The following is a 19,695-nucleotide window of genomic DNA, read 5'->3' on the forward strand; positions in this document are numbered from 1 at the left end:
CAGCAGCAGGTGCTTGCCATGACCGAACCCCATGCCCTGATCGCCGTCGAAATGGGGATAGACACCCACCAGGAGCCGGTGGTGTTCCTGCGGGCCGACAGCGAGGTGTGCCGCGCCGAAGGTTTCAATGCCAACACCCGTATCCAGATCAGCCTGGGCGAGCGGGCCATCATCGCCACCCTCAACGTGGTCACCGAGGCGGTGATCCCCCCCGGGCAGGTGGGCTTTTCGCGTATCGCCTGGCAGCGCCTGGGGCTTACGGGCGGCGAGTCGGTCACCCTGAGCCATGCCCCGGTGCTGCATTCCATGAGCGCGGTGCGCAAGAAGATTTACGGCAACCAACTGTCGCCAAAGGAAATTTCAGACATCATCCAGGACATCAGTGCCCACCGTTATTCCGACATGCAAATCGCCAGCTTCGTCACCGCCTGCGTCGACCGGCTCAACAGCGACGAGGTGATCGCCCTGACCCAGGCCATGGTGGCCAGCGGCAAGCGCCTGAGCTGGCCCGCCAAGCTGCAACTGGTGGACAAACACTGCATCGGCGGCGTGCCCGGCAACCGCACCACCCCCATAGTGGTGGCCATCGCCAGCGCGGCCGGGCTGGTGATGCCCAAGACCTCGTCCCGCGCCATCACCTCCCCCTCCGGCACCGCCGACACCATGGAGGTACTCACCAATGTGCGCCTCAGCCTGGCCCAGATCCAGGCCACGGTACGCGAGGTGAATGCCTGCCTGGCCTGGGGCGGCGCCGTCAACCTGAGCCCGGCGGACGATATGCTGATCCGTATCGAGCATGTGCTGGACATCGACGGTGTGGGCCAGATGGTGGCCTCGGTGCTGTCCAAGAAGCTGGCCGCCGGCTCCACCCATGCCCTTATCGACATTCCGGTGGGCCCTACCGCCAAGGTGCGCAGCCAGCACCAGGCCCGGCAGATGGCCAGCCTGTTCGATACCGTGGGCAAGGCGCTGGGACTCAAGGTGCGCTGCCTGATCACCCGGGGGGAGGAAGCCATCGGCTACGGCATAGGCCCGGCCCAGGAGGCCCAGGACGTGCTCGCCGTGCTCAACAACGCGCCGGAAGCGCCCGCCGACCTGCGCGAGCGATCCTTGTTCCTCGCTGCTCACCTGCTGAACATGGCCGGCCAGGCGGATCTGGCCACCACCGTCGGCCAGGCCCGGGAAATCCTGGATTCCGGCCAGGCCTGGGCCCAGTTCCAACGCATCTGCACCGCCCAGGGCGGGCTCAAGGCCATTCCCCAGGCGGCCTGCCGGCTGGAGCTGGGCGCCGGCCACAGCGGCACCCTGCTGGCCATGGACAACCGCCGCCTGGCCCGGCTGGCCAAGCTGGCCGGGGCACCCATTTCACCCGCCGCCGGCCTGCGCCTGCACGCCAAGCTGGGCCAGGCCCTGGCCCGGGGCCAGCCGCTGTTCACCCTCTACGCCGACAGCCAGGGCGAGCTGGACTACGCGGCCGATTACTACGCCAACAACCATGATCTCTTTATGATTGGGGAGGCGCCATGACCCCGCTGCTGTTCTCCCTGGAGGAGCCCCATCCGCTGTCCGCGCCCCTGTGCCAGGGCCTGGGCGCCGAGCCGGGCCAACTGGAGCGGCGCCGTTTCCCGGACGGCGAAAGCTACCTGCGCCTGCTGAGCGAGGTGGCCGGCCGGCCCTGCCTGGTGCTGGCGGAGCTGTCCCACCCGGACGACAAGTTCCTGCCCCTGTGCTTTCTGTGCGACACCCTGCGGGAGCTGGGTGCTACCCGGGTCGGCCTGCTGGCCCCCTACCTGTGCTACCTGCGCCAGGACGCCCGCTTCCGCCCCGGCGAGGCGCTCAGCTCCCACAGCTTCGCCCGCCTGCTCTCCCCCCGCATCGACTGGCTGGTCACCGTGGATCCGCACCTGCACCGTATCCACCGGCTGGACGAGATCTATTCGGTGCCAAGCGTGGTGGTGCACGCGACGCCGCTGCTGGCGGACTGGCTGCGCGGCTGGCAAGAGCCGGTGCTGCTGGTGGGCCCGGATGCGGAAAGCGAGCAATGGGTGGCGGCGCTGGCCGGAGCCAGCGGCCGGCCCCATGTGGTGGGCGACAAGGTGCGCAGGGGCGACCGGGAGGTGGCCGTGAGCCTGCCGGATCTGAGCGCTTACCGGGGCCATACCGCCCTGATCCTGGACGACGTTATCGCCAGCGGCCGGACGGTGCTGAGCTGTCTGCGGGCCCTGCGCGCCCAGGGCATGGGGCCGGTGGACTGCGCCGCCGTGCACGGTCTCTTTGCCGACGACATAGAGGGGGAGCTGGACCGGGCCGGGCTGCGCCGGCTGCTCACCGGCAACGGCATCCCCCATCCCAGCAATGCCATCGACCTCTCCCCGGCGCTGCTGCCCGCCATCCGCCGCTGGCTGGCGGGCTAAAACGCCCCTCTCAGACTTGCCGCCGCAGTAGTCCTGGCGCCTGGCCGTAACGGCGGCGAAAGGCGTGGGTCAGGGCACTCTGGCTGGAAAAGCCGACCCGCTCGGCGATGTCCACCAACGGCATCGCGGTTTCCAACAGCAGTTGCCGGGCCCGTTGCAGCCGCGCCTCCTGCAGATACTGCCCCGGGGTCATTCCGGTCGCCTGGCGGAACAGCACGTAGAAATGGCCGGGGCTGACGTGGGCCAGGGCCGCCAGCCGGGAGATGGGCATGGGCTCGTGCAGATAGAGTTGAATGAAGTGTTCAATGGTCGCCAGGTCCAGCTTGCCGCGCGGCAGCTTGATGCCGTTTCCGGGAAAGATCTGCCGGTACAGGGTGGCCAGAAAGCCGGTGACCACTCCTTCGGCCGCCTCGGGAAACAGCTCCCAGGTCGTGGCCTCCCGCTGCATGTAGGCCAGCAGCAGGCGCATGCTGCCATCCGCCTCGAAATAGCGCGGCAGTTCGAACAACCGCCCCAGGTCATCGCCGACGAGCCCGAGGGGCATGTCCATCACCACATGGACGTTGTCCCCGATCCCCTCATAAAAATGCACCTCGTTGCTGGGCACCAGACAGCCGTGCAACACATCGACACGCCCGCCCCGTCCGCCGACTTCGAACTCGGCCTGACCGTTCAGGGCGATCACCAGCTGGTGATGATCGTGATCATGGTGCAAGCAGCTGTTCGGCAGAGGAAAAGTACGAATCTTTGTATCCATCACAACTTCCGTGCACTTCGGCACATGTTCAATACATTAGGCGTCCGTTAGCCGCCCGGAGACCATGTTTAAAAATGAGAATCACTTATAAGTGATCGCTCAACAACGATCAAGCTACATACCGACAACCAGCAGGTGATGAAGCTGGAACAAAAAATCCCAATTCTGGAACAAGACGTCGCCCCCCTTTTCTCATCAGAATCAGGGCAGGTCGGGACATTGCTCCGACCATGACAGTGTCATGTGCCAGGGGGCTGGCACCTGCCGCCCGGCAAGAGAAACGGACATCTCAGGAAACAAAATGCACACCCTAGGACACCAGACCACCAATGCTGCCGGTTGCACCCCGCTCTCCGGCCCAAGGACCCTAACCTGCGACGGCACTCCGCCGCCCGCTCCCCGAATCGCCTCTTCATCGGGCCGGTTCGGACCCATCGCAAGGAACCGCCTGCCATGAGTCAAAAACTCACCTTTATCGGCGCCGGCAACATGGCCAGCGCCATCTTCGGCGGCCTGCTCCGCCAGGGCTATGCCGCCACCGATATCACCGCCACCTCGCCGGAAGCAGAAGCCCTGCGCCGGATCCGGGAACGCTATGGCATCAACACCCAGAACGACAATGTCGCCGCCGTAGCCCAGGCGGACGTGGTGGTGCTGGCTATCAAGCCCCAGGTAGTCCGCGATGTCTGCCTGCCCCTGTGCGACGCCATCCGGCAACGCAGCCGCCCCCCGCTGATCATCTCCATCGTCGCCGGTATCGAGGCAGAAACCATCAGTCACTGGCTCGGCGGTGGCCTGCCCGTGGTGCGCTGCATGCCCAACACCCCGGCCCTGGTCGGCACCGGGGCCAGCGGCCTCTTTGCCAACGCGCACTGTTCCACTGAGCAGCGGGAGCTGGCCGGCCAGCTGCTCGGCGCCGTCGGCCTGGTGGAGTGGGTCGACAACGAGCCGCTGATCGATGCAGTCACCGCCGTATCCGGCAGCGGCCCCGCCTATTTCTTTATGTTCTTCAGTGCCATGGAAGATGCCGGCGTGGCCCTTGGCCTGCCCCGGGCGATAGCCCGCCGCCTGGCGCTGCAGACCGGCCTGGGCGCCGCGCGCATGGCACTGGCCGGTGACAAATCCCCCGCCCAGCTGATGCGCGACGTCATGTCGCCCCAGGGCACCACAGAGCGCGCCATCACCACCTTTGAATACCACGAACTAAACGAGATCGTCCACGCGGCCATGGAAGCATGCGCACTGCGTGCACGTGAGATGCGATCCGACTTTGTCTGAGCCGGCACCGCCGGCATCTTCGAGCAAGTAAACACTCACCTGATAGGGAAAATCACTATGAAAAAATTAAGCAAAATTGCCGCCGTCGCCGCCCTGGTGGCCGGTGTCACCGTGACCGCCCAGGCCGCGGAGAAGAACTGGCGCATGGCCACCCCCTGGAGCGGTGGCCCCTGGCTGGAGCGTGACGCCCAGTTTTTCGCCGACCACGTCGGCCAGCTGAGCGCCGGCAATATTCTCGTCAAACCCTTCCCGGGCGGCACCCTGGGCGGCGCCCTCAAGGTCACCGACACCGTCAAGTCCGGCGTGGCCCAGATCAGCCATAACTACATCAACTACGATTACGGCATGGATCCCACCACCGCCTTGCTGGCCGGCCATTCCAGCGGCCTGACTCCGGAGGAATTCATGCTGTGGATGTACCAGGGCGGCGGCATCGAGCTGTATGAGCAGTACCGCATGGAGAAATTCGACGTGGTCGCCTTCCCCTGCTCCATCCTGGGGACCGAGATCTTCCTGCATTCCAACAAGCCGGTACGCACCCTGGAGGACTTCCAGGGCCTGAGGCTGCGCACCTCCGGCGCCTGGGCCGAGATCGCCTCCCGCCTGGGCGCCTCCACCGTAGTGATGGCCGGGGCCGACATCTATACCGCTCTGGAGCGGGGCGCCATCGACGCCGCCGAATGGGGCAGCCCCGAGATGAACAAGCCCACCGGCTTCCAGAACGTGGCCAAGTACGTGATCCTGCCCGGGGTGCACCAGTCCGGCGGGGTGCTCGAGTGCCAGATCAACAAGAAGGCCTGGAACGGGCTGAACGAGCAGGAGCAGAACCTGTTGCGCCAGGCGGCCAAGCTGTCGGTGTTCGACTCCTGGCTGGCGGCGTCCTACGCGGATCTGAAGGCCTACGAGGAACTGGCCAACGGCCCCAATGAAATCGTGCAGCTTGACCCCTCCTTTATCGAAGCCATCTTCGAAGAAACCCGGAAGTGGGAAGACGAATACGCGGCCAAGAACGACTGGTTCAGGCAGGTACTCGACTCCCAGCGCGGCTTCAAGGAGCAGATGAAATCCTGGCCCCAGTACCGCATGCAGATTGGCATGGCGGGACAATAACCGCCCCACTGACCAAGGAGCGGCCGCCGTTCGGGCGCCGCTCTGCTGTCGATGGACCCTAATCCCCAGGAAAAACAATGAAACTGATAACCGGAATTGAACGAATCACCCGCCTGGCGGGCGCCTTGGGCGCCCTGCTTATCCTGCCCCTGACCTGCGCCCTGGTGTTCGAAGTGTTCAGCCGCTATGTACTGAACGCCCCCACCCTGTGGGCCTTCGAGGTCAGCTACATGATCATGGGCGCCATCTTTATGCTGGGCATGGCCAATGCCCTGCGCCTCGGCCAGCACGTCAGCGTGGACGTGGTGAGCATGAAGCTGGGCCCGCGCGCCAACGCCGCCATCCACTGCCTGTGCTACGCCCTGTTCCTGCCGATCATCGGCTGGCTGACCTGGGAGCTGGCCCATTACCTGCACGAAGCCTATGTGAAGAACGAACGCTCCGGCCGCTCCGCCTGGAACCCCATCATGTGGCCTGTCTACGCCACCTGGTTCGTCGGCTTTCTGCTGCTCGGCCTCCAGCTGCTGGCCGAAATGCTGAAATCCGCCGCCGTTCTCGTCACCAACGAGGAGGTCGCCACCGCATGAGCGCCTATCTGTCTTTGTTGATGTTTCCCCTGCTGATATTGCTGATCTTCTCCGGTTTCCAGATCGCCTTCGCCATGATACTGGTGGCGGCGGTGTTCGGCCTGATGCTGTTCGGCGACATCACCGCCTACCAGTTGCTGACCAAGATCGAGGAAACCGCCTCCAACTACATACTGGCGGCCGTGCCCCTGTTCATCTTCATGGGCTCCCTGCTGGAAAAGGCCGGTATCGCCGAGAAGCTGTTCAGGGCCATCCATATGTGGACCGCCAGGACCCCGGGCGGGCTCGGCGTAGGCGCTATACTGCTCGGCACCATTTTCGCCGCTTCCTGCGGCATAGTGGGTGCCACCGAGGCGGTGATCGGCATGCTGGCCATTCCCGTCATGCTGAAGCACATGTACGACAAGCGGCTGCTGTCCGGCGTGATCTGCGCCAGCGGCTCGCTCGGTACCGCCATCCCCCCTTCCATCACAGTGGTGGTGCTGGGCCCAGTGGCCGGGGTATCGGTAGGCTCCCTGTTCAGCGGCCTGCTGCTGCCGGGCCTGCTGATGGCCGCACTCTTCATCCTCTATGTGATAGCGGTGGCCTACCTCAGGCCCGAGCTGGCGCCACGGATCCGGCACGAGAGCGAGCAATTCAGCCTGGGCCAGAAGCTGTGGTTCACCGCCACCGCCCTGCTGCCCGCCGCCGCGCTGATTTTCGTGGTACTGGGCACAATTCTGATGGGCCTGGCCACTCCCACCGAAGCCGCCGCCTGCGGCGCCATGGGGGCCGTGCTGCTGTCCATCCTCTACCGCACCCTGAACCGGAAAACCCTGTGGGACTCCGTGGTCAGCACGGTGAACATCTCGGCCATGATCTTGCTGATCGTGCTGAGCGGCCACATGTTCGCCGGCATCTTCTTCGCCACCGGCGGCATGGACGCGGTGCAGTCGCTGCTGCTCGGCAACGGCATGGAGCCCTGGGTCATCATCGGCCTGATCCTGCTCATCGCTTTTGTCGCCGGCTTTTTGCTCGACATGATGTCGGTGGTACTGATCATCATACCGGTGGCCATGCCGGTGGTCCGTCTGCTCGGCTTCGACGAAATCTGGTTCTGCGTGGCCTTCCTAGTGGTGCTGCAGACCAGCTACCTGACGCCGCCGCTGGCGCCGTCCATCTTCTACCTGCGGGCCATCACGCCGCCGGAGATCACCCTCAAGCACATGTACCAGGGGGTACTTCCCTTTATCTTCATCCAGTTGATCGTGCTGGCGGCCGTACTGCTGTTCCCCGCGGTGGCACTCTGGCTGCCCGAGGTGATGGGCGGCCCCGCCTGGTAATCATCATGTGGAACCGGTGTCCGAGGACACCGGTTTTATCCTTTCCCGCATCCGGTCGGGAAACCTAGCAACGAGGCTATTATGCAAGTGATATCGGCTGAACAGGTCAGTCAGGGGTTGGACTGGACCGGCCTGATTACCAAAATTGAACAGACTTTCCGCGACGGCATACAGGCGCCGCCACGTCACCACCACAGCATCAACCGCCCCGATGGCGAGGCGACCATGCTGCTGATGCCGGCCTGGGAGGATAACGGCTATATAGGCATCAAGATGCTGAACGTTTTTCCGCAGAATGCGGCGCAGGGGCTGGCCTCTATCTCCGGCCTCTACCTGTTGAGCGATGGCCGGACCGGCCACCCCCTGGCCTGCATCGACGGTAACGAGCTGACCCGCCGGCGCACGGCGGCGGCCTCGGCGTTGGCGGCCCGTTACCTGGCCCGACAGGAGGCCGATACCCTGCTGATCGTGGGCACCGGCCAGGTGGCACCCATGCTGATCGAGGCCCACGCCGCGGTTCGTCCCATCCGTCATGTGCGCATCTGGGGCCGCAACGCCGATAAGACCCAGGCCATGGCGCAGCAATACCGGCATTACGCCCAGGGCATGCGGCCATTCGAGTCGGTCGAGGTTGTCACCGATCTGGCCACCGCCTGCCGCACCGCCGACATCGTCAGTTGTGCCACCCTGTCCACCGAGCCGCTGATCCGGGGGAAATGGCTGCGGCCCGGTTGCCACCTCGACCTGGTGGGCGCCTTCCGCCCCGACATGCGCGAGAGCGATGCCGACTGCGTGGCCGGGGCCGAGGTGTTCGTGGACACTTACGCCGGCGCCAGGGGCGAAGCCGGCGACCTGCACCAGGCCATCGCCGAAGGCCGCTTCAACATGGACGACATCCAGGCCGATCTGGCCCGGCTCACCCGGGGTGAGCATCCGGGCCGGGCCGACGAGCACAGCATCACCCTGTTCAAGTCGGTGGGCGCCTCGCTGGAAGATCTGGCCGCAGCCATCCACCTGTGGGAAGGGCGCTAAGGACGGCGCGGGCTAAAAGGTCAGTATCCGCTGGTATTCCCCTATCTCCACCCGGTAGGGGCTGGTTTGGTGCAGGTAGTCGCGCATCGCCTCGAGGGCGTCGGGTTCGCCATGCACCAGCTGGATGCGGGTATCGGCGGTCAGGGCCGAGGCCGCCAGCCACTGCTGCAGCTCCACATAGTCGGCGTGGCCCGACAGCCCGTGCAGCGTCTCGATGCGGGCGCGGTTGGTCACCCAGTCGCCGTGGATGCGCACGCTTGCGGCTCCCTGCTGCAGTTTGGCGCCCCGGCCGCCGCCCGCCTGGTAGCCGGTGAGCACCAGGGTGGTGCGGTGATCCGGCAGCAGCCGTTTCATATGGTGGAGGATGCGGCCGCCGGTCACCATGCCGCTGCCGGCGATGATGATATGGGGATAGACTTCGTCGGCCAGCGCCTTGGAGTCCTCCACGCTGCGCACCAGGGTAACGGCCCGGGTCATCCGCCGGCAGTCGGCCCGGCTCAGCTTGTGCTGGTCGGCAAAACGCTCGTAAATTTCACCCACTTCTATGGCCATGGGGCTGTCGAGGAACAGCTTGAGCCTGGGAATGCGCCCCTGCTCCATCAGGCTCGTCAGCAGGTACTGGATGGCCTGGGCCCGGCCCACGGCGAAGCTGGGGATCAGCATGGCGCCGCCGCCGGCCACCGTGGTGTTGACCAGCTCTTCCATCTGCTGGAAGGGATCCACCGCCTCATGGCGGCGGTCGCCGTAGGTCGACTCCAGCAACAGCAGATCCAGTGCCGGCAAGGGATTGGGTGGATACATGAAGAGATCGTTCGGCCGGCCCACGTCGCCGGAAAAGCCCACCCGCTTGCCTTCGGCCTCGAGGATCAGGCTGCCGGCCCCGAGGATATGGCCGGCGGGCTGCAGATGCAGGCGCATATCACCGAGTTCCAGCACCCGGCCGAATTCGAGCGGGCGGAACAGTTCCAGGCTCTGCTCCGCCGTGGCCCGGTCGTACAGGGGTTCGGGTTGCTCGTGTTTGCTCAGTTGGTGGCGGGAGAAAAAGCGGGCGTCTTCTTCCTGCAGGTTGCCGCTGTCCGCCAGCAGAATTTCACAGAGCGCCCGGGTGGCGGGATGGCAATACACCGGGCCCCGGTAGCCCTGGCGGTACAGCACCGGAATATACCCGGAGTGATCCAGGTGGGCATGGGTCAGCACTATGGCGTCGAGCCGGTCGATATCCAGCGGCAACGGCTGCCAGTTGCGTTCCCGCAGCCACTTGTAGCCCTGGTAGAGGCCGCAGTCCACCAGGATCCGGGTGTTTCCGCTGTGCACCAGAAACTTGGATCCGGTGACCGTTTGGGTGGCGCCGAGAAAGGTTATCTTCACCTTGGCTCTCCTGTAATCGATGGCGACGCTGCGCCCTTGTTATCAGTATCCGCCAGCCCGGCACCTTTTGCCGGATCTACGGCATACCGTGGATCCGGGGATGCTGACTATAGTTAACCCTGAGCCATCACAAGGAGCGCGGGGTTCCACCATTACCTTGTAGGCTTAAAAATCATATGGCACCCGACAGGAGCCTTGTATGTCATGCCGTTATTGCCATCGCTGGCACGCCCTCCTGCTATGTCTGGTGCTGGCCACCACCGTTCACGCCAATATCCCCCGCTGGCTGGAGCTGGCTCCCGGCGAGCCCAGCATCTATATCAGCGGTACCATTCGCTACCTCAACCTGGAAGGCGGGCTCTATGTCATTCGCGATATTCGCGGCACCCACTACCATCCCCTTAACCTGCCGCCCGCCTTCGAGCAGGACGGCCTGGCGATAGAGGCCCTGGCCCGGCTGCGGAATGATGGCCTGCCCGCCGGCCTGGTGGGCCCGCGAATCGAGTTGCTGCACATTCGCCGGGCGAGCCGCCTCGAATAAAGATTGCCCCTGGCCGTTGGCCTGCGCCCTTGGCGCCTTGTCGAGCTGCGGCCTGCCAGGTCCGGGCATCCGGCAACCGGGTCGGGAGTCAAGGCAGGGCCCCGGGCTCTGGGCTATCCTTGAGTGAGGTGACAGTTCATGTCCGGTTGGGCCTACAGCCAGGAGGCGCTCTTATGTTCAGGCATTGCGTTGCAGGTATTGATTTTTCGGCGGGCTGGGATCGGGTGCAGGCCCGGTTAAGGCATATGATGGCCCTGTTCGGTATCCGGGAGCTGACCCTGGTGTATGCGGATGAACCTCACCGCCGGGCCCACAAGGACACCACCGGCCGCACCAATCGCCAACTCCACCTGGAGCAGGTAGCGGCGGATCTGGGCCGGGAGCTGGGCATAGCCGTGCATGGCCATTTCGTGTCCGGCTTTGCAGTGCCTTCCATCCTTGATACCGCCAAAAAGAAAGAGGCCGATCTGATCGTGGTGGCCAATCGCAGCCATTCCCGCAGCCGGGAGTTCTTTATGGGCAATGTGGCGCTGAACCTGGCGCGCATGAGCAAGCTGCCGCTGCTGATAGTGCCCTCGGATCTCGGCACCGTGGAGGACGATGCCCCCCTGCTGCTGGCCACCGACAACTCGCCGGCCTCGGCCAGGGCCCGTACCTGCTTCGCCGAACTGCTGGGAGCCGACCGTAAGGGCCTGGTTATGGTGGTAAGCAATCCCGACCATCAGGTGGCCTTTGAGGAAGTACAGGCGGGTGAAGCCGTTATCGCCAGCAATGCCAACCTGGATACCCGCACCGTGGTCGGCGATCCGGTAGAGGAAATCTGCGAAGCCGCCAACGACGTCAAAACGCCCCTGATCGTCCTCGGCAAGCGGGGCACCAATCCCATCGCCGAGCTGCCCCTCGGCAGCACCGCCGAAGGCATCTGCCGGCACGCCACCAACCCGGTTCTGCTGGTGCCCTCCTGACCCCATGGCCGGGCCGCCGGACAGGCGCCCGGCCCTTCCCCTTTCTATACTCCTATCCGACCGGCCCGGAGAAATCCGGTCGCCTCATCTACAGGAGCCATCTACAGGAGAAAGTGCCCATGTCCATCAAGATAGTGACCCTCTGCGGCAGCGTACGCCCCGGCAACTACACCGCCATGGCGCTGGAACTGGTTCATGACGAATTCAGGAAGCTGCCCGGGGTGGAGCTGATCCCCCTGCGGCTGGACGGCCTGGAGCTGCCCCTGCCGGGCTTGCCGGCGAAGAACCCGGACGCCATCGCCCAATTCCAGGAAACGGTGGCCTCGGCCACCGGGGTGCTGCTGGCCTCGCCGGAATACCACGGCGGCATCAGCAGCCCCATGAAGCTGGCCATCGACAACCTGGGCTTTCCCAGCAAGCTGGCCGGCAAGCCCATCTCCCTGCTGGGGGTAGCGGCGGGCACCATAGGCGCCATCAAGTCCACCGAACAGTTGCGCGCCATCTGCGCCCACATAGGGGCGGTGCCGCTGCCCCTGGCGGTGTCGGTGGCCAATGTGCAGCAGGTGTTCGATGCCGAGGGCCACTGCCTCGATGCCGGCACGGAAAAATTCATCCGCCGGGCGGCGCGCAATCTCATCGACTACATCAACGATGCGGTCTGCCCCAAGCTCAGCCTCGAGGCCATACTGCGCGGCCGGGCGGAGGAAGACTGAGCCCGGGCGGCGGCCAATGGCGGACGCCTGGTGCGCGACAAGTTTTCCATCGGCCCCCACGGCTTTATCGCCCTGGTGGAGGATACCGAAGGCAATATGGTCGGCCTGCACTCCATGAAATAACTGCCCTTTTGCCGGCCACGGCGCCATGGCCGCGGCCGGCTTCCTCGGATTCCCTTCCCTGCCCTTCTTCCGCTAAGCTTGCCCCGAATATGTTCCATGGGAGTCTATGATGAAATCCTCGCTTTATTCCGTTCTGCTGCTGCCCCTGGCGTTGCTGCTGTCGGCCTGCTCCTCTCCCGGCCAGGGCGACTGGCAGCGGCTGGCCCCGGGCGAGCCCGATTTGAGGTTCACCGGCATGGTGCATTACCTGGAGCTGGAAGGCGGTCTTTATCTTATCCGCGACGCCGGCGGCACCAACCACAACCCGGTCAACCTGCCCGACGTCTTCCGCCGGGACGGCCTGGCGGTGGAGGTGGAGGCCCGGCGGCGGGACGACCTGCTGTCCATCGGCATGGTCGGCCCCATGGTGGAGCTTGTCCGCATCCGCCGGGCCGAGCCGGAGCCCGCCGAGCCCCTGCCGGGCAGCCGGTGGCGGCTGGAAGATCTGGGCGGCCGGGGCGTGCTGGACCGGGTGCCGGTCACCCTGGCCTTCCCCGAGCAGGGCCGGGTCGCCGGCTTCGCCTCCTGCAATGCATTCGGCGGCTTCGCCGACATCGACGGCGAGCGGATCCGGATAGGCGGCCTCATTGCCACGCAAAAAAGCTGCACCGAGGCGGTCGACCATCAGGAAGCTTTGTACCTGGCGGCGCTGGAAAGCGCCGCCCGCTTCACCACCCAGGGCCCCTTTCTCTATCTGTATGGCCGGGATCACGCCCCACCGCTGAAGTTTATCCGCATCGAGGAAGAAGAACGGCTGATGGGCGACTGGATCCTCACCGCCCATCTCCTGCCCGGTATCGGCGCCCTAAGCGAAGCGGAGGCCGCCGCCTGGCACGGCCGGCGGCTGCAACTACGCTTTCCCTGGGCGGAGTGGGACGGGGAACGCTGCGATAGCCCCCGTTACCGGCTAAGCCCGCTCGAGCCGGACGCCCTGCTGGCCGACTACCGGCTGGCACCGGGCAGCCTACCGCCGCTGGAAACAGCGACCCGGCCGCAACGGCTGGAGGTGTTCTGCGCCGAACGGCCCTGGCTCGAGCTGCTGGTCGGAGACAACCGGCTGTTGCTGCCCTGGGATGGCGCCTTTTTCGAGCTGGAGCCTGACGGCGGTATCCATAGCGCTACCGGCCAGTGATTATCGGCTCAGGGCGATACGCGCGCCCAGGCCCAGCAGCAGTACCCCGGAGCCGCCCTCCAGCACCCGGGTGTAGCGGGCGCCGGCCGGGTTGCCGAACACCAGGCCGCCCAGGCAGGCGTAAAGGCTGTTGCTCAGGGTCGCCAGCAGGCTGAACAGCAGGCCGAGCAGCACCAGCTCGGCGGCGGGATTGGCCGAATTCAGGCTCACGAACTGGGGCAGGAAGGACAAAAAGAAGATGGCCACCTTGGGGTTGAGTACGCTCACCACCACCCCCTGGCGGAACACCCCCCGCGCCGGCGCGGCGCCGGCCTGCGGCCGCAGGGGCGAGCTGCCGCGCCAGCAGTTGCGCAGCGCCATCACACCGAGGTAGAGCAGGTAGCAGGCGCCCAGGTACTTCACCAGGCCGAACAGGAAGGCGGAACTCAAAATCAGCGCCGACAGCCCCAGCACGGCGGCGGCGGTGTGCACCAGGTAGCCCAGGCCCAGCCCCAGGGCGGCCTTGAGCCCGGTGCGCAGCCGGCCGCGCATGGTGCTGGACACCACATAGACGACGTCCGGCCCCGGGATCAGGTTGAGCGACAGGGTGGCGATCACGAACATCAGCAGGGTATGGGCTTCCATCAGAACACCACCTTCAGCGCCAGCCCCAGCAGCACCAGGCCGCTGAGCTTGTCGATCATCCGCGACTTGGCCTGGAGCCACACCAGCACCGGCCCCCGCGACAACGCCAGGGCCACCAGCACATACCAGAGGGCGTCGATGCCGCCGGCGGTGAGCATCATGATGCCGCCCTGCTGCCAGCCGGTGTCGGCACGCACGAACTGGCTGAACAGGGCCAGGAAGAAAATGGCCAGCTGCGGATTGAGGAAGGCCACCATAAAGCCCTCGAAGGCGCCCCGCCGGCCGCGCACCGGATGGCTGCCCTGCCGGCCCCCTGCGTCGCCGGGCCGGGCCAGCAGCGCCTTCAGCCCCAGCCAGGCGAGGAAGGCGGCGCCGCCGTAGCGGATGAGGTCGAACAGCAGCGGAGTTTTGGTGATCAGCAGCGCCAGTCCCAGGGCGGTGATCAGGGCGTAGAGCCCCACTCCCAGGCCGTGACCCAGGGCGGTGGCCACCCCGTGCCCCTGGCCGCCCCGCACCGTGTTGCGGATCACCACCGCCAGGCTGGGCCCGGGGCTGATGGCTCCCATCACGCAAATCGCCGCCAAGGCCAGCCAACTGGTCAGTTCCATGCTCTTCCTCTCTTGTCACCGGGGTTCTGAGTCTCAGCTTAATACCGCCCTAACCATGCCCATAATGAAAGTTATGAATAGATTTCATAACCACAGGCTATAGCTTGGTGCGACTCTCCCGCACGGTGCGCTGCAGGTGATCCCGCAGGAAAGGAAAACACAGCTCCCGGAACCAGCGGTGGGCCGGATCCTGGTGGTGGCGCTGGTGCCACATCAGGTGGTATTGCTGGCTCTGGGTGGCGAACGGCAGGGCGGTATAGGTGAGGGGATGGGCCTGGGACAACTGCCAAGCGATATGGGCCGGGGTGGTCAGCAGGCAGTGGGTGCGGCACAGCACCTCCACCGCCGCCTGGAAGAAGGGCACCCGGGCAAACCAGCGCCGGGCCAGCCCCAGGGGCGCCAGCACCCGCTCCACCGGGCTGTCCTTGTCGCCGCCGCCGCTCACCTGCAGATGGGGCCAGGCCAGGTAGTCGTCCTGGCCGAGCGGCCGGCCCGCCAGCGGGTGCTGCCGGCCCATCAGCACCACCAGGCCGTCTTCCCCCTGGCGCAGGCCGCGGATCAGCTCCGGCACCTGCTCGGTGATGGTGGACACCAGATCGAGCGGCGACTCCCACAGCAGCGGCAACTGGCGCTTGTCCCACAGCTCGTATTCCAGCGCCGCCCCCGGCGCCTGGCGGGCCAGTTCGGCACAGATGTCCGGCAGTATGTACTGGGCCACATAGTCGGATGAGGCCAGGCGGAACACCCGCTCGCAGCGGGCTGGCTCGAAGCCGGGCGTCGCGTAGAGCCGCTCCAGGCCGCCGAGCGCGTCGGCCAGCTCCCGGGCCAGCTGCTCGGCCCGGGGCGTGAGCAGCCAGCGCTGGCCCTCGCGCACCAGCAGCTCGTCGTTGAAGTCCCGGCGCAGCTGGGCCAGCTGCTTGCTCACCGAGGGCTGGCTCAGGTGCAGCCGCTCGGCCGCCAGGCTGAGGTTGCGGGTATCGAGCAGCACCCTGAGGGTGGGCAGCAGGTTGTAGTTGAGTTGCACCTTGGGTCTTCCTGAGCGGGGCCGGGCCCCTATCTTAGGCCAGCCCGCACAAGGGGGGAAGGAGACCGCAAACAGTCACTCAGGTACCCAGGCTCCGGTGAGGATACGCCCTGTGCTTTCGTGGCCAGAAAGCCTACAATTCCGCCTTTATGTCGAAAGCCCCCGACAAAAGCGTGCAAGACGCTGGAGAAAACAACAAATGTACTATAAATGGATACTGTTCGACGCCGATGACACCCTGTTCCACTTCGACGCTTTTGCCGGGCTCAGGCGCATGTTCGCCGGCTTCGGGGTGGACTTCGGCGAGCAGGACTTTGCCCACTACCAGAGCCTCAACCAGCCGTTGTGGGTGGCCTACCAGGACGGCGACATCACCGCCGAGCAACTGCAGCACCAGCGCTTCGCCGGCTGGGCACAGCGGCTGGCGGTCAGCCCCCGCGAGCTGAACAGCGCCTTCCTCACCGCCATGGCGGACATCTGCGCCCCCCTGCCCGGCGCCAGGGAGTTGATCGACGCCCTGACCGGCAAGGCCCAACTCGGCATCATCACCAACGGCTTTACCGAGCTGCAGCAGGTACGGCTGGAACGCACCGCCTTCAGGGACGCCTTCTCCCCCCTGGTGATCTCCGAGCAGGTGGGCCTGGCCAAGCCGGATCCGGGCATTTTCGAGCACGCCCTGGAGCTGATGGGCCGGCCGCCCCGGGAGCAGGTGCTGATGGTGGGCGACAACCCCCATTCCGACATTCTCGGCGGCCTCAACGCCGGCCTGCACACCTGCTGGCTGAACCCCGCCGGCAAGCCCGTCCCCGAGGGCATCAGCCCCCACTACCAGGTCGGTTCGCTGCACGAACTGCACCGGCTGCTGCTGTGTTAGAACCTGTTTACGATCTGGTGTACGCGGCCAAAGTGCACTACTCCGCCGACTCGCCGTAAACCCATCCCTGGGGGCTCGACGGCGCCATCCCTGGCGCCAACGGTCGGCGGAGCAGCACTCTTTGTCCTCTCCAAAGCTCGGTGTCGCCTGTTGGTTAGACCCGCAGCCCACTGCGAAGCTTGGAAGAGGTAACAGGGATTGCCTCCACCGACCGTCACATGCCAGGGACGGCATGTGCCGAGCGTCACAGGGATGTGCTTGAAGCGTGTCGGTGGAGGTGGCCCTGTTGACTCTTTGCTCAATGGTTACAGACAAGCTTCGCAAAGATTTAAAACAGGCTCTGACGATTTTCCCCTCACGGCCATACGCAAAAAGGGCGGCCCGGAGGCCGCCCTTGTGCTGGCATGGCTGCTTAGCGCCGGTTGCCGCGGTAGGCGGGCGAGGCGTTCAGCACCATATGGCGGTTGATGTCCTTGTACAGCAGGTAGCGGAAGCGGGTCGGGCCGCTGGCGTAGCAGGCCTGCGGGCAGAAGGCGCGCAGCCACATGTAATCGCCGGCTTCCACTTCCACCCAGTCCTGGTTCAGGTGGTACACCGCCTTGCCTTCCAGCACATAGAGGCCGTGCTCCATGACGTGGGTTTCGTCGAAGGGGATGACGCCGCCGGGCTGGAAGGTCACTATGTTGACCTGCATGTCGTAGCGCATGTCGGCGGAGTCCACGAAGCGGGTGGTGGCCCAGGCGTCGTTGGTGTCCGGCATCGGCGTCGGCTCAATGTCGTTCTCGTTGGTGACGAAGGCTTCCGGCACTTCGATGCCGTCCACGTATTCGTAGGCCTTGCGGATCCAGTGGAAGCGCACCGGCGCGTCGCCGTTGTTCTTCAGGCTCCAGTTGGTGCCGGGCGGCAGGAAGGCGTAGCCGCCGGTCTGCATCTGGTGCACTTTACCTTCCAGGGTCAGGGTCATTTCCCCTTCCACCACGAACAGCACGCCTTCGGCGCCGGAGTCCAGCTCGGGCTTGTCGCTGCCGCCCTGGGGGGAGACTTCCATGATGTAGTGGGAGAAGGTCTCGGCGAAGCCGCTCATCGGCCGGGCGATGACCCACAGCCGGGTGTTGTCCCAGAACGGCAGGAAGCTGGTTACGATATCGCTCATCACGCCCTTGGGGATGATGGCGTAGGCTTCGGTAAAGACGGCGCGATCGTTGATCAGCTGCGTCTGGGGCGGCAGACCGCCGGTGGGGGCATAATAGCTGTTACGGGCCATGACATCTGTCCTTTTTTATGCAAAGTGGTTGGTCTGCGCCAACGGATCAGCAGTGGTCTTGACGAGGCTGCTGTTTAAATGCTGAACACCCCTGATTGTAGAGCATGGGCATTTGATTTATAAATTAAATAACTGAATGGCAACTAGTGGCTTTGCCACTGGATGGAAGGCATGAACCTGAACACCACCCTGGACCCCGTGCTGCTGCGCAGCTTTGTCGCCGTGGTCGACACCGGCAGCTTTACCCGCGCCGCCGACAGCACCCACCTCACCCAGTCCACCGTCAGCCAGCAGGTGCGCAAGCTCGAATCCCTGCTCGGCTGCGAGCTGCTGCAGCGCAAGGGCCGCTACGTCACCGCCACCCTGGAGGGAGAGCGGGTGCTGAGCTATGCCCGCCGCATCCTGCAGCTGATGAACGAGGCGCTGGCCCAGACCAGCCTGAGCGCCGAGCAGCAGAAAATCCGCCTGGGGGTGCCGGAAGACTTCGCCACCCACGCCATCATGCCCACCCTGTCGGCCTTCGCCAGCGAGTACCCGGGCATCCGCCTGGAGGTGAAAAGCGGCCTGTGCAGCGATATCTGGCGCGAGTTCCAGCGCAGCGACCTGGATCTGGCCCTGGTCAAGCAGCGCCAGGGCAGCGCCCCCGGCCTGGCCAGCTGGCCCGAGCCGCTGTGCTGGATCGACAGCCTGCACGGTGACAGCCTGCACAAGCATCCCATCCCCCTGGTCACCTTTCCCATCGGCGGCCTCTACCGCAGCGAGATGGCGCACACCTTCGACAGCCTGGGCCGCAGCTGGCGGCTGGCCTATGTGAGCACCAGCCTGTCCGGGGTGTGCTGCGCGGTGGAGGCCGGCCTCGGCATCTCGCTGCTGCCCCGCCGCCTGGTCACCGAGCGCCACCGCATCCTCGACCAGCACGACGGCCTGCCGCCGGTGCCGGATCTGGAGCTGACCCTGCACGCCCAGGCCCAGCTCTCGGCCCACAGCCGGCTGCTGGCGGAGCGGCTGATCGGCGCCTGCGATCGCACCTTCGAGGGCGAACCCTGATCAGCCCCCGCCGGAAAACTGCCACAACCGGTTGAGCTCCAGCTCCTCCGTCTGCCGGTAAAGCTCGTTGATGCGGCCGATGCGCTCCCGCCCCTGCGCCAGTTGCCGGTGCAGCAACAGGTTGCAGATCAGGCTGACGGTGCACATGGCGGCGCTGTAGCTGTCGAAGGCGGACACCGAATCGAGCGGCAGCTCCAGCAGCCAGTCCGGGGCTGCGGGCAGTTCGGCCTGGGTCTCCACCATCAGCGCCAGCGGCACCCCGCTCCGGCGCAGGCTGGCCAGCAACGTGGGAAACAGCGCCGGCCGGCGATGAAAGGCCACCAGGATGATCAGGTCGTCGGCGCCGTAATCGACCAGTTCCTCCGCCAGGGTCTGGCCCGGCTGGGGCAGCAACTGCACCCCGGCGCGCACCTGCACCAGTTGCTGGCGCAGGTGCAGAGCCACCGGGTAGCTGTTGCGAAAGCCGATGATGCCCACCCGTCGCGCCGCGGCCAGGCGGTCGATCAGGCCATCGAGCGCGCCGTTGCCGAGCAAAGTCAGCAACTGGGCGAGCTTGTCCTGCTCGCACTTGAGCTGGCGCTCGATAAGGCCCGCCGGGCTGTCGCCGAGCGCCGCCGGTATCGGCACCCCGGACTGGCGCAGGCGGCGGTTTTCATCGCGCATCTCCCGGAAGCTGTCGTAGCCGAGGCGGCGGAACAGCCGGCTGACGGTGGACTTGGACACCCCGCAGCAACGGCTGATCTCTACCGAGTTGTAGGTGGCCAAATCGTCCATATGGTCGAGGATAAAGCTGGCCACCCGCCGCTCCTGGGGGCCGAGTTGCGAAAACTGTGCGCGGATCTGTTCGCCAAGCTGGCTCATGCGGGTCTTTCC

General features: G+C 65.5%; 20 protein-coding genes. 13 read left to right on the forward strand and 7 right to left on the reverse strand.

The annotated features are described in order from the left end of the window. The first annotated feature begins 18 nt into the window (after window positions 1-18). Together JKV55_RS01770 and JKV55_RS01775 are read left to right on the forward strand one after the other, a co-directional pair. On the forward strand, window positions 19-1,527 hold the full coding sequence (locus JKV55_RS01770) for a thymidine phosphorylase family protein (RefSeq protein ID WP_202082034.1): 1,509 nt from the start codon (window positions 19-21) through the stop codon (window positions 1,525-1,527). Further along, window positions 1,524-2,414 carry a ribose-phosphate diphosphokinase gene (locus JKV55_RS01775; protein WP_202082035.1) on the forward strand — a complete coding sequence of 297 codons (891 nt, stop codon included), beginning with the start codon at window positions 1,524-1,526 and terminating at the stop codon, window positions 2,412-2,414. Before JKV55_RS01770 ends, JKV55_RS01775 begins: the two co-directional genes overlap by 4 nt. 10 nt (window positions 2,415-2,424) lie before the next feature. Here JKV55_RS01775 and JKV55_RS01780 read toward each other — a convergent pair whose 3' ends face one another. After that, window positions 2,425-3,171: an AraC family transcriptional regulator gene (locus JKV55_RS01780; protein ID WP_202082036.1), complete on the reverse strand. Its 747-nt coding sequence runs from the start codon at window positions 3,169-3,171 to the stop codon at window positions 2,425-2,427. Between the two features lie 453 nt (window positions 3,172-3,624). Here JKV55_RS01780 and proC point away from each other — a divergent pair, with 453 nt between their 5' ends. The 5 genes from proC (at window position 3,625) to lhpI (ending at window position 8,500) form a co-directional block, all read left to right on the forward strand. Beyond that, window positions 3,625-4,449 (forward strand): pyrroline-5-carboxylate reductase, encoded by an 825-nt coding sequence (proC, locus tag JKV55_RS01785; protein WP_202082037.1) that lies wholly within the window; start codon window positions 3,625-3,627, stop codon window positions 4,447-4,449. A gap of 57 nt (window positions 4,450-4,506) precedes the next feature. Continuing rightward, window positions 4,507-5,559: a TRAP transporter substrate-binding protein DctP gene (gene dctP / locus JKV55_RS01790; protein WP_202082038.1), complete on the forward strand. Its 1,053-nt coding sequence runs from the start codon at window positions 4,507-4,509 to the stop codon at window positions 5,557-5,559. 77 nt (window positions 5,560-5,636) lie between these two features. After that, a complete protein-coding gene (locus JKV55_RS01795; protein WP_202082039.1) occupies window positions 5,637-6,146 on the forward strand; it encodes a TRAP transporter small permease subunit in 510 nt (169 codons plus the stop codon). Further along, the gene (locus JKV55_RS01800) at window positions 6,143-7,468 is read left to right on the forward strand and encodes a TRAP transporter large permease (RefSeq protein WP_202082040.1); all 1,326 of its coding nucleotides are present in this window, start codon (window positions 6,143-6,145) and stop codon (window positions 7,466-7,468) included. The genes JKV55_RS01795 and JKV55_RS01800 overlap by 4 nt, the downstream gene beginning before the upstream one ends. Before the next feature lie 81 nt (window positions 7,469-7,549). Further along, window positions 7,550-8,500 (forward strand): bifunctional Delta(1)-pyrroline-2-carboxylate/Delta(1)-piperideine-2-carboxylate reductase, encoded by a 951-nt coding sequence (gene lhpI, locus JKV55_RS01805; protein WP_202082041.1) that lies wholly within the window; start codon window positions 7,550-7,552, stop codon window positions 8,498-8,500. Between the two features lie 12 nt (window positions 8,501-8,512). Here the strand turns inward: lhpI and JKV55_RS01810 are convergent, their stop codons facing one another. Further along, the gene (locus JKV55_RS01810) at window positions 8,513-9,868 is read right to left on the reverse strand and encodes an MBL fold metallo-hydrolase RNA specificity domain-containing protein (RefSeq protein ID WP_202082042.1); all 1,356 of its coding nucleotides are present in this window, start codon (window positions 9,866-9,868) and stop codon (window positions 8,513-8,515) included. A gap of 199 nt (window positions 9,869-10,067) precedes the next feature. Here JKV55_RS01810 and JKV55_RS01815 point away from each other — a divergent pair, with 199 nt between their 5' ends. The 4 genes from JKV55_RS01815 to JKV55_RS01830 all read left to right on the forward strand — a co-directional run bounded on the left by JKV55_RS01815 (window position 10,068) and on the right by JKV55_RS01830 (window position 13,381). Beyond that, window positions 10,068-10,409 carry a hypothetical protein gene (locus JKV55_RS01815; protein ID WP_202082043.1) on the forward strand — a complete coding sequence of 114 codons (342 nt, stop codon included), beginning with the start codon at window positions 10,068-10,070 and terminating at the stop codon, window positions 10,407-10,409. Between the two features lie 173 nt (window positions 10,410-10,582). Continuing rightward, complete coding sequence (locus JKV55_RS01820) at window positions 10,583-11,374, forward strand: universal stress protein (protein ID WP_202082044.1); 792 nt, start codon at window positions 10,583-10,585, stop codon at window positions 11,372-11,374. A gap of 119 nt (window positions 11,375-11,493) precedes the next feature. Beyond that, window positions 11,494-12,087, forward strand: a complete 594-nt coding sequence (locus JKV55_RS01825; protein WP_202082045.1) for an NADPH-dependent FMN reductase — start codon at window positions 11,494-11,496, stop codon at window positions 12,085-12,087. A gap of 229 nt (window positions 12,088-12,316) precedes the next feature. After that, the gene (locus JKV55_RS01830) at window positions 12,317-13,381 is read left to right on the forward strand and encodes an META domain-containing protein (protein ID WP_202082046.1); all 1,065 of its coding nucleotides are present in this window, start codon (window positions 12,317-12,319) and stop codon (window positions 13,379-13,381) included. On the opposite strand, the gene JKV55_RS01835 is transcribed toward JKV55_RS01830, so the two are convergent. The 3 genes from JKV55_RS01835 to JKV55_RS01845 form a co-directional block, all read right to left on the reverse strand. Continuing rightward, window positions 13,382-14,005: a LysE family translocator gene (locus tag JKV55_RS01835; protein WP_202082047.1), complete on the reverse strand. Its 624-nt coding sequence runs from the start codon at window positions 14,003-14,005 to the stop codon at window positions 13,382-13,384. After that, complete coding sequence (locus tag JKV55_RS01840; RefSeq protein ID WP_202082048.1) at window positions 14,005-14,613, reverse strand: LysE family translocator; 609 nt, start codon at window positions 14,611-14,613, stop codon at window positions 14,005-14,007. Before JKV55_RS01840 ends, JKV55_RS01835 begins: the two co-directional genes overlap by 1 nt. 97 nt (window positions 14,614-14,710) lie before the next feature. After that, window positions 14,711-15,637, reverse strand: coding sequence for a LysR family transcriptional regulator (locus JKV55_RS01845; protein ID WP_202082049.1), 927 nt, complete (start codon window positions 15,635-15,637; stop codon window positions 14,711-14,713). A gap of 199 nt (window positions 15,638-15,836) precedes the next feature. Here JKV55_RS01845 and yjjG point away from each other — a divergent pair, with 199 nt between their 5' ends. After that, window positions 15,837-16,511, forward strand: coding sequence for a pyrimidine 5'-nucleotidase (yjjG, locus tag JKV55_RS01850; RefSeq protein WP_202082050.1), 675 nt, complete (start codon window positions 15,837-15,839; stop codon window positions 16,509-16,511). 412 nt (window positions 16,512-16,923) lie between these two features. Here the strand turns inward: yjjG and JKV55_RS01855 are convergent, their stop codons facing one another. Beyond that, entirely contained in the window at window positions 16,924-17,775 is an 852-nt protein-coding gene (locus JKV55_RS01855) for a bifunctional allantoicase/(S)-ureidoglycine aminohydrolase (protein ID WP_202082051.1), read from the reverse strand. A 171-nt stretch (window positions 17,776-17,946) separates the two neighbouring features. Between JKV55_RS01855 and JKV55_RS01860 the strand changes: the two genes are divergently transcribed. Then, the gene (locus JKV55_RS01860; RefSeq protein WP_202082052.1) at window positions 17,947-18,822 is read left to right on the forward strand and encodes a LysR substrate-binding domain-containing protein; all 876 of its coding nucleotides are present in this window, start codon (window positions 17,947-17,949) and stop codon (window positions 18,820-18,822) included. On the opposite strand, the gene JKV55_RS01865 is transcribed toward JKV55_RS01860, so the two are convergent. Further along, window positions 18,823-19,683 carry a MurR/RpiR family transcriptional regulator gene (locus JKV55_RS01865; RefSeq protein WP_202082053.1) on the reverse strand — a complete coding sequence of 287 codons (861 nt, stop codon included), beginning with the start codon at window positions 19,681-19,683 and terminating at the stop codon, window positions 18,823-18,825. Window positions 19,684-19,695 lie beyond the last annotated feature (12 nt).

This window comes from Zobellella iuensis, from assembly GCF_016746085.1.
GTDB classification, from domain to species: Bacteria; Pseudomonadota; Gammaproteobacteria; order Enterobacterales; family Aeromonadaceae; genus Oceanimonas; species Oceanimonas iuensis.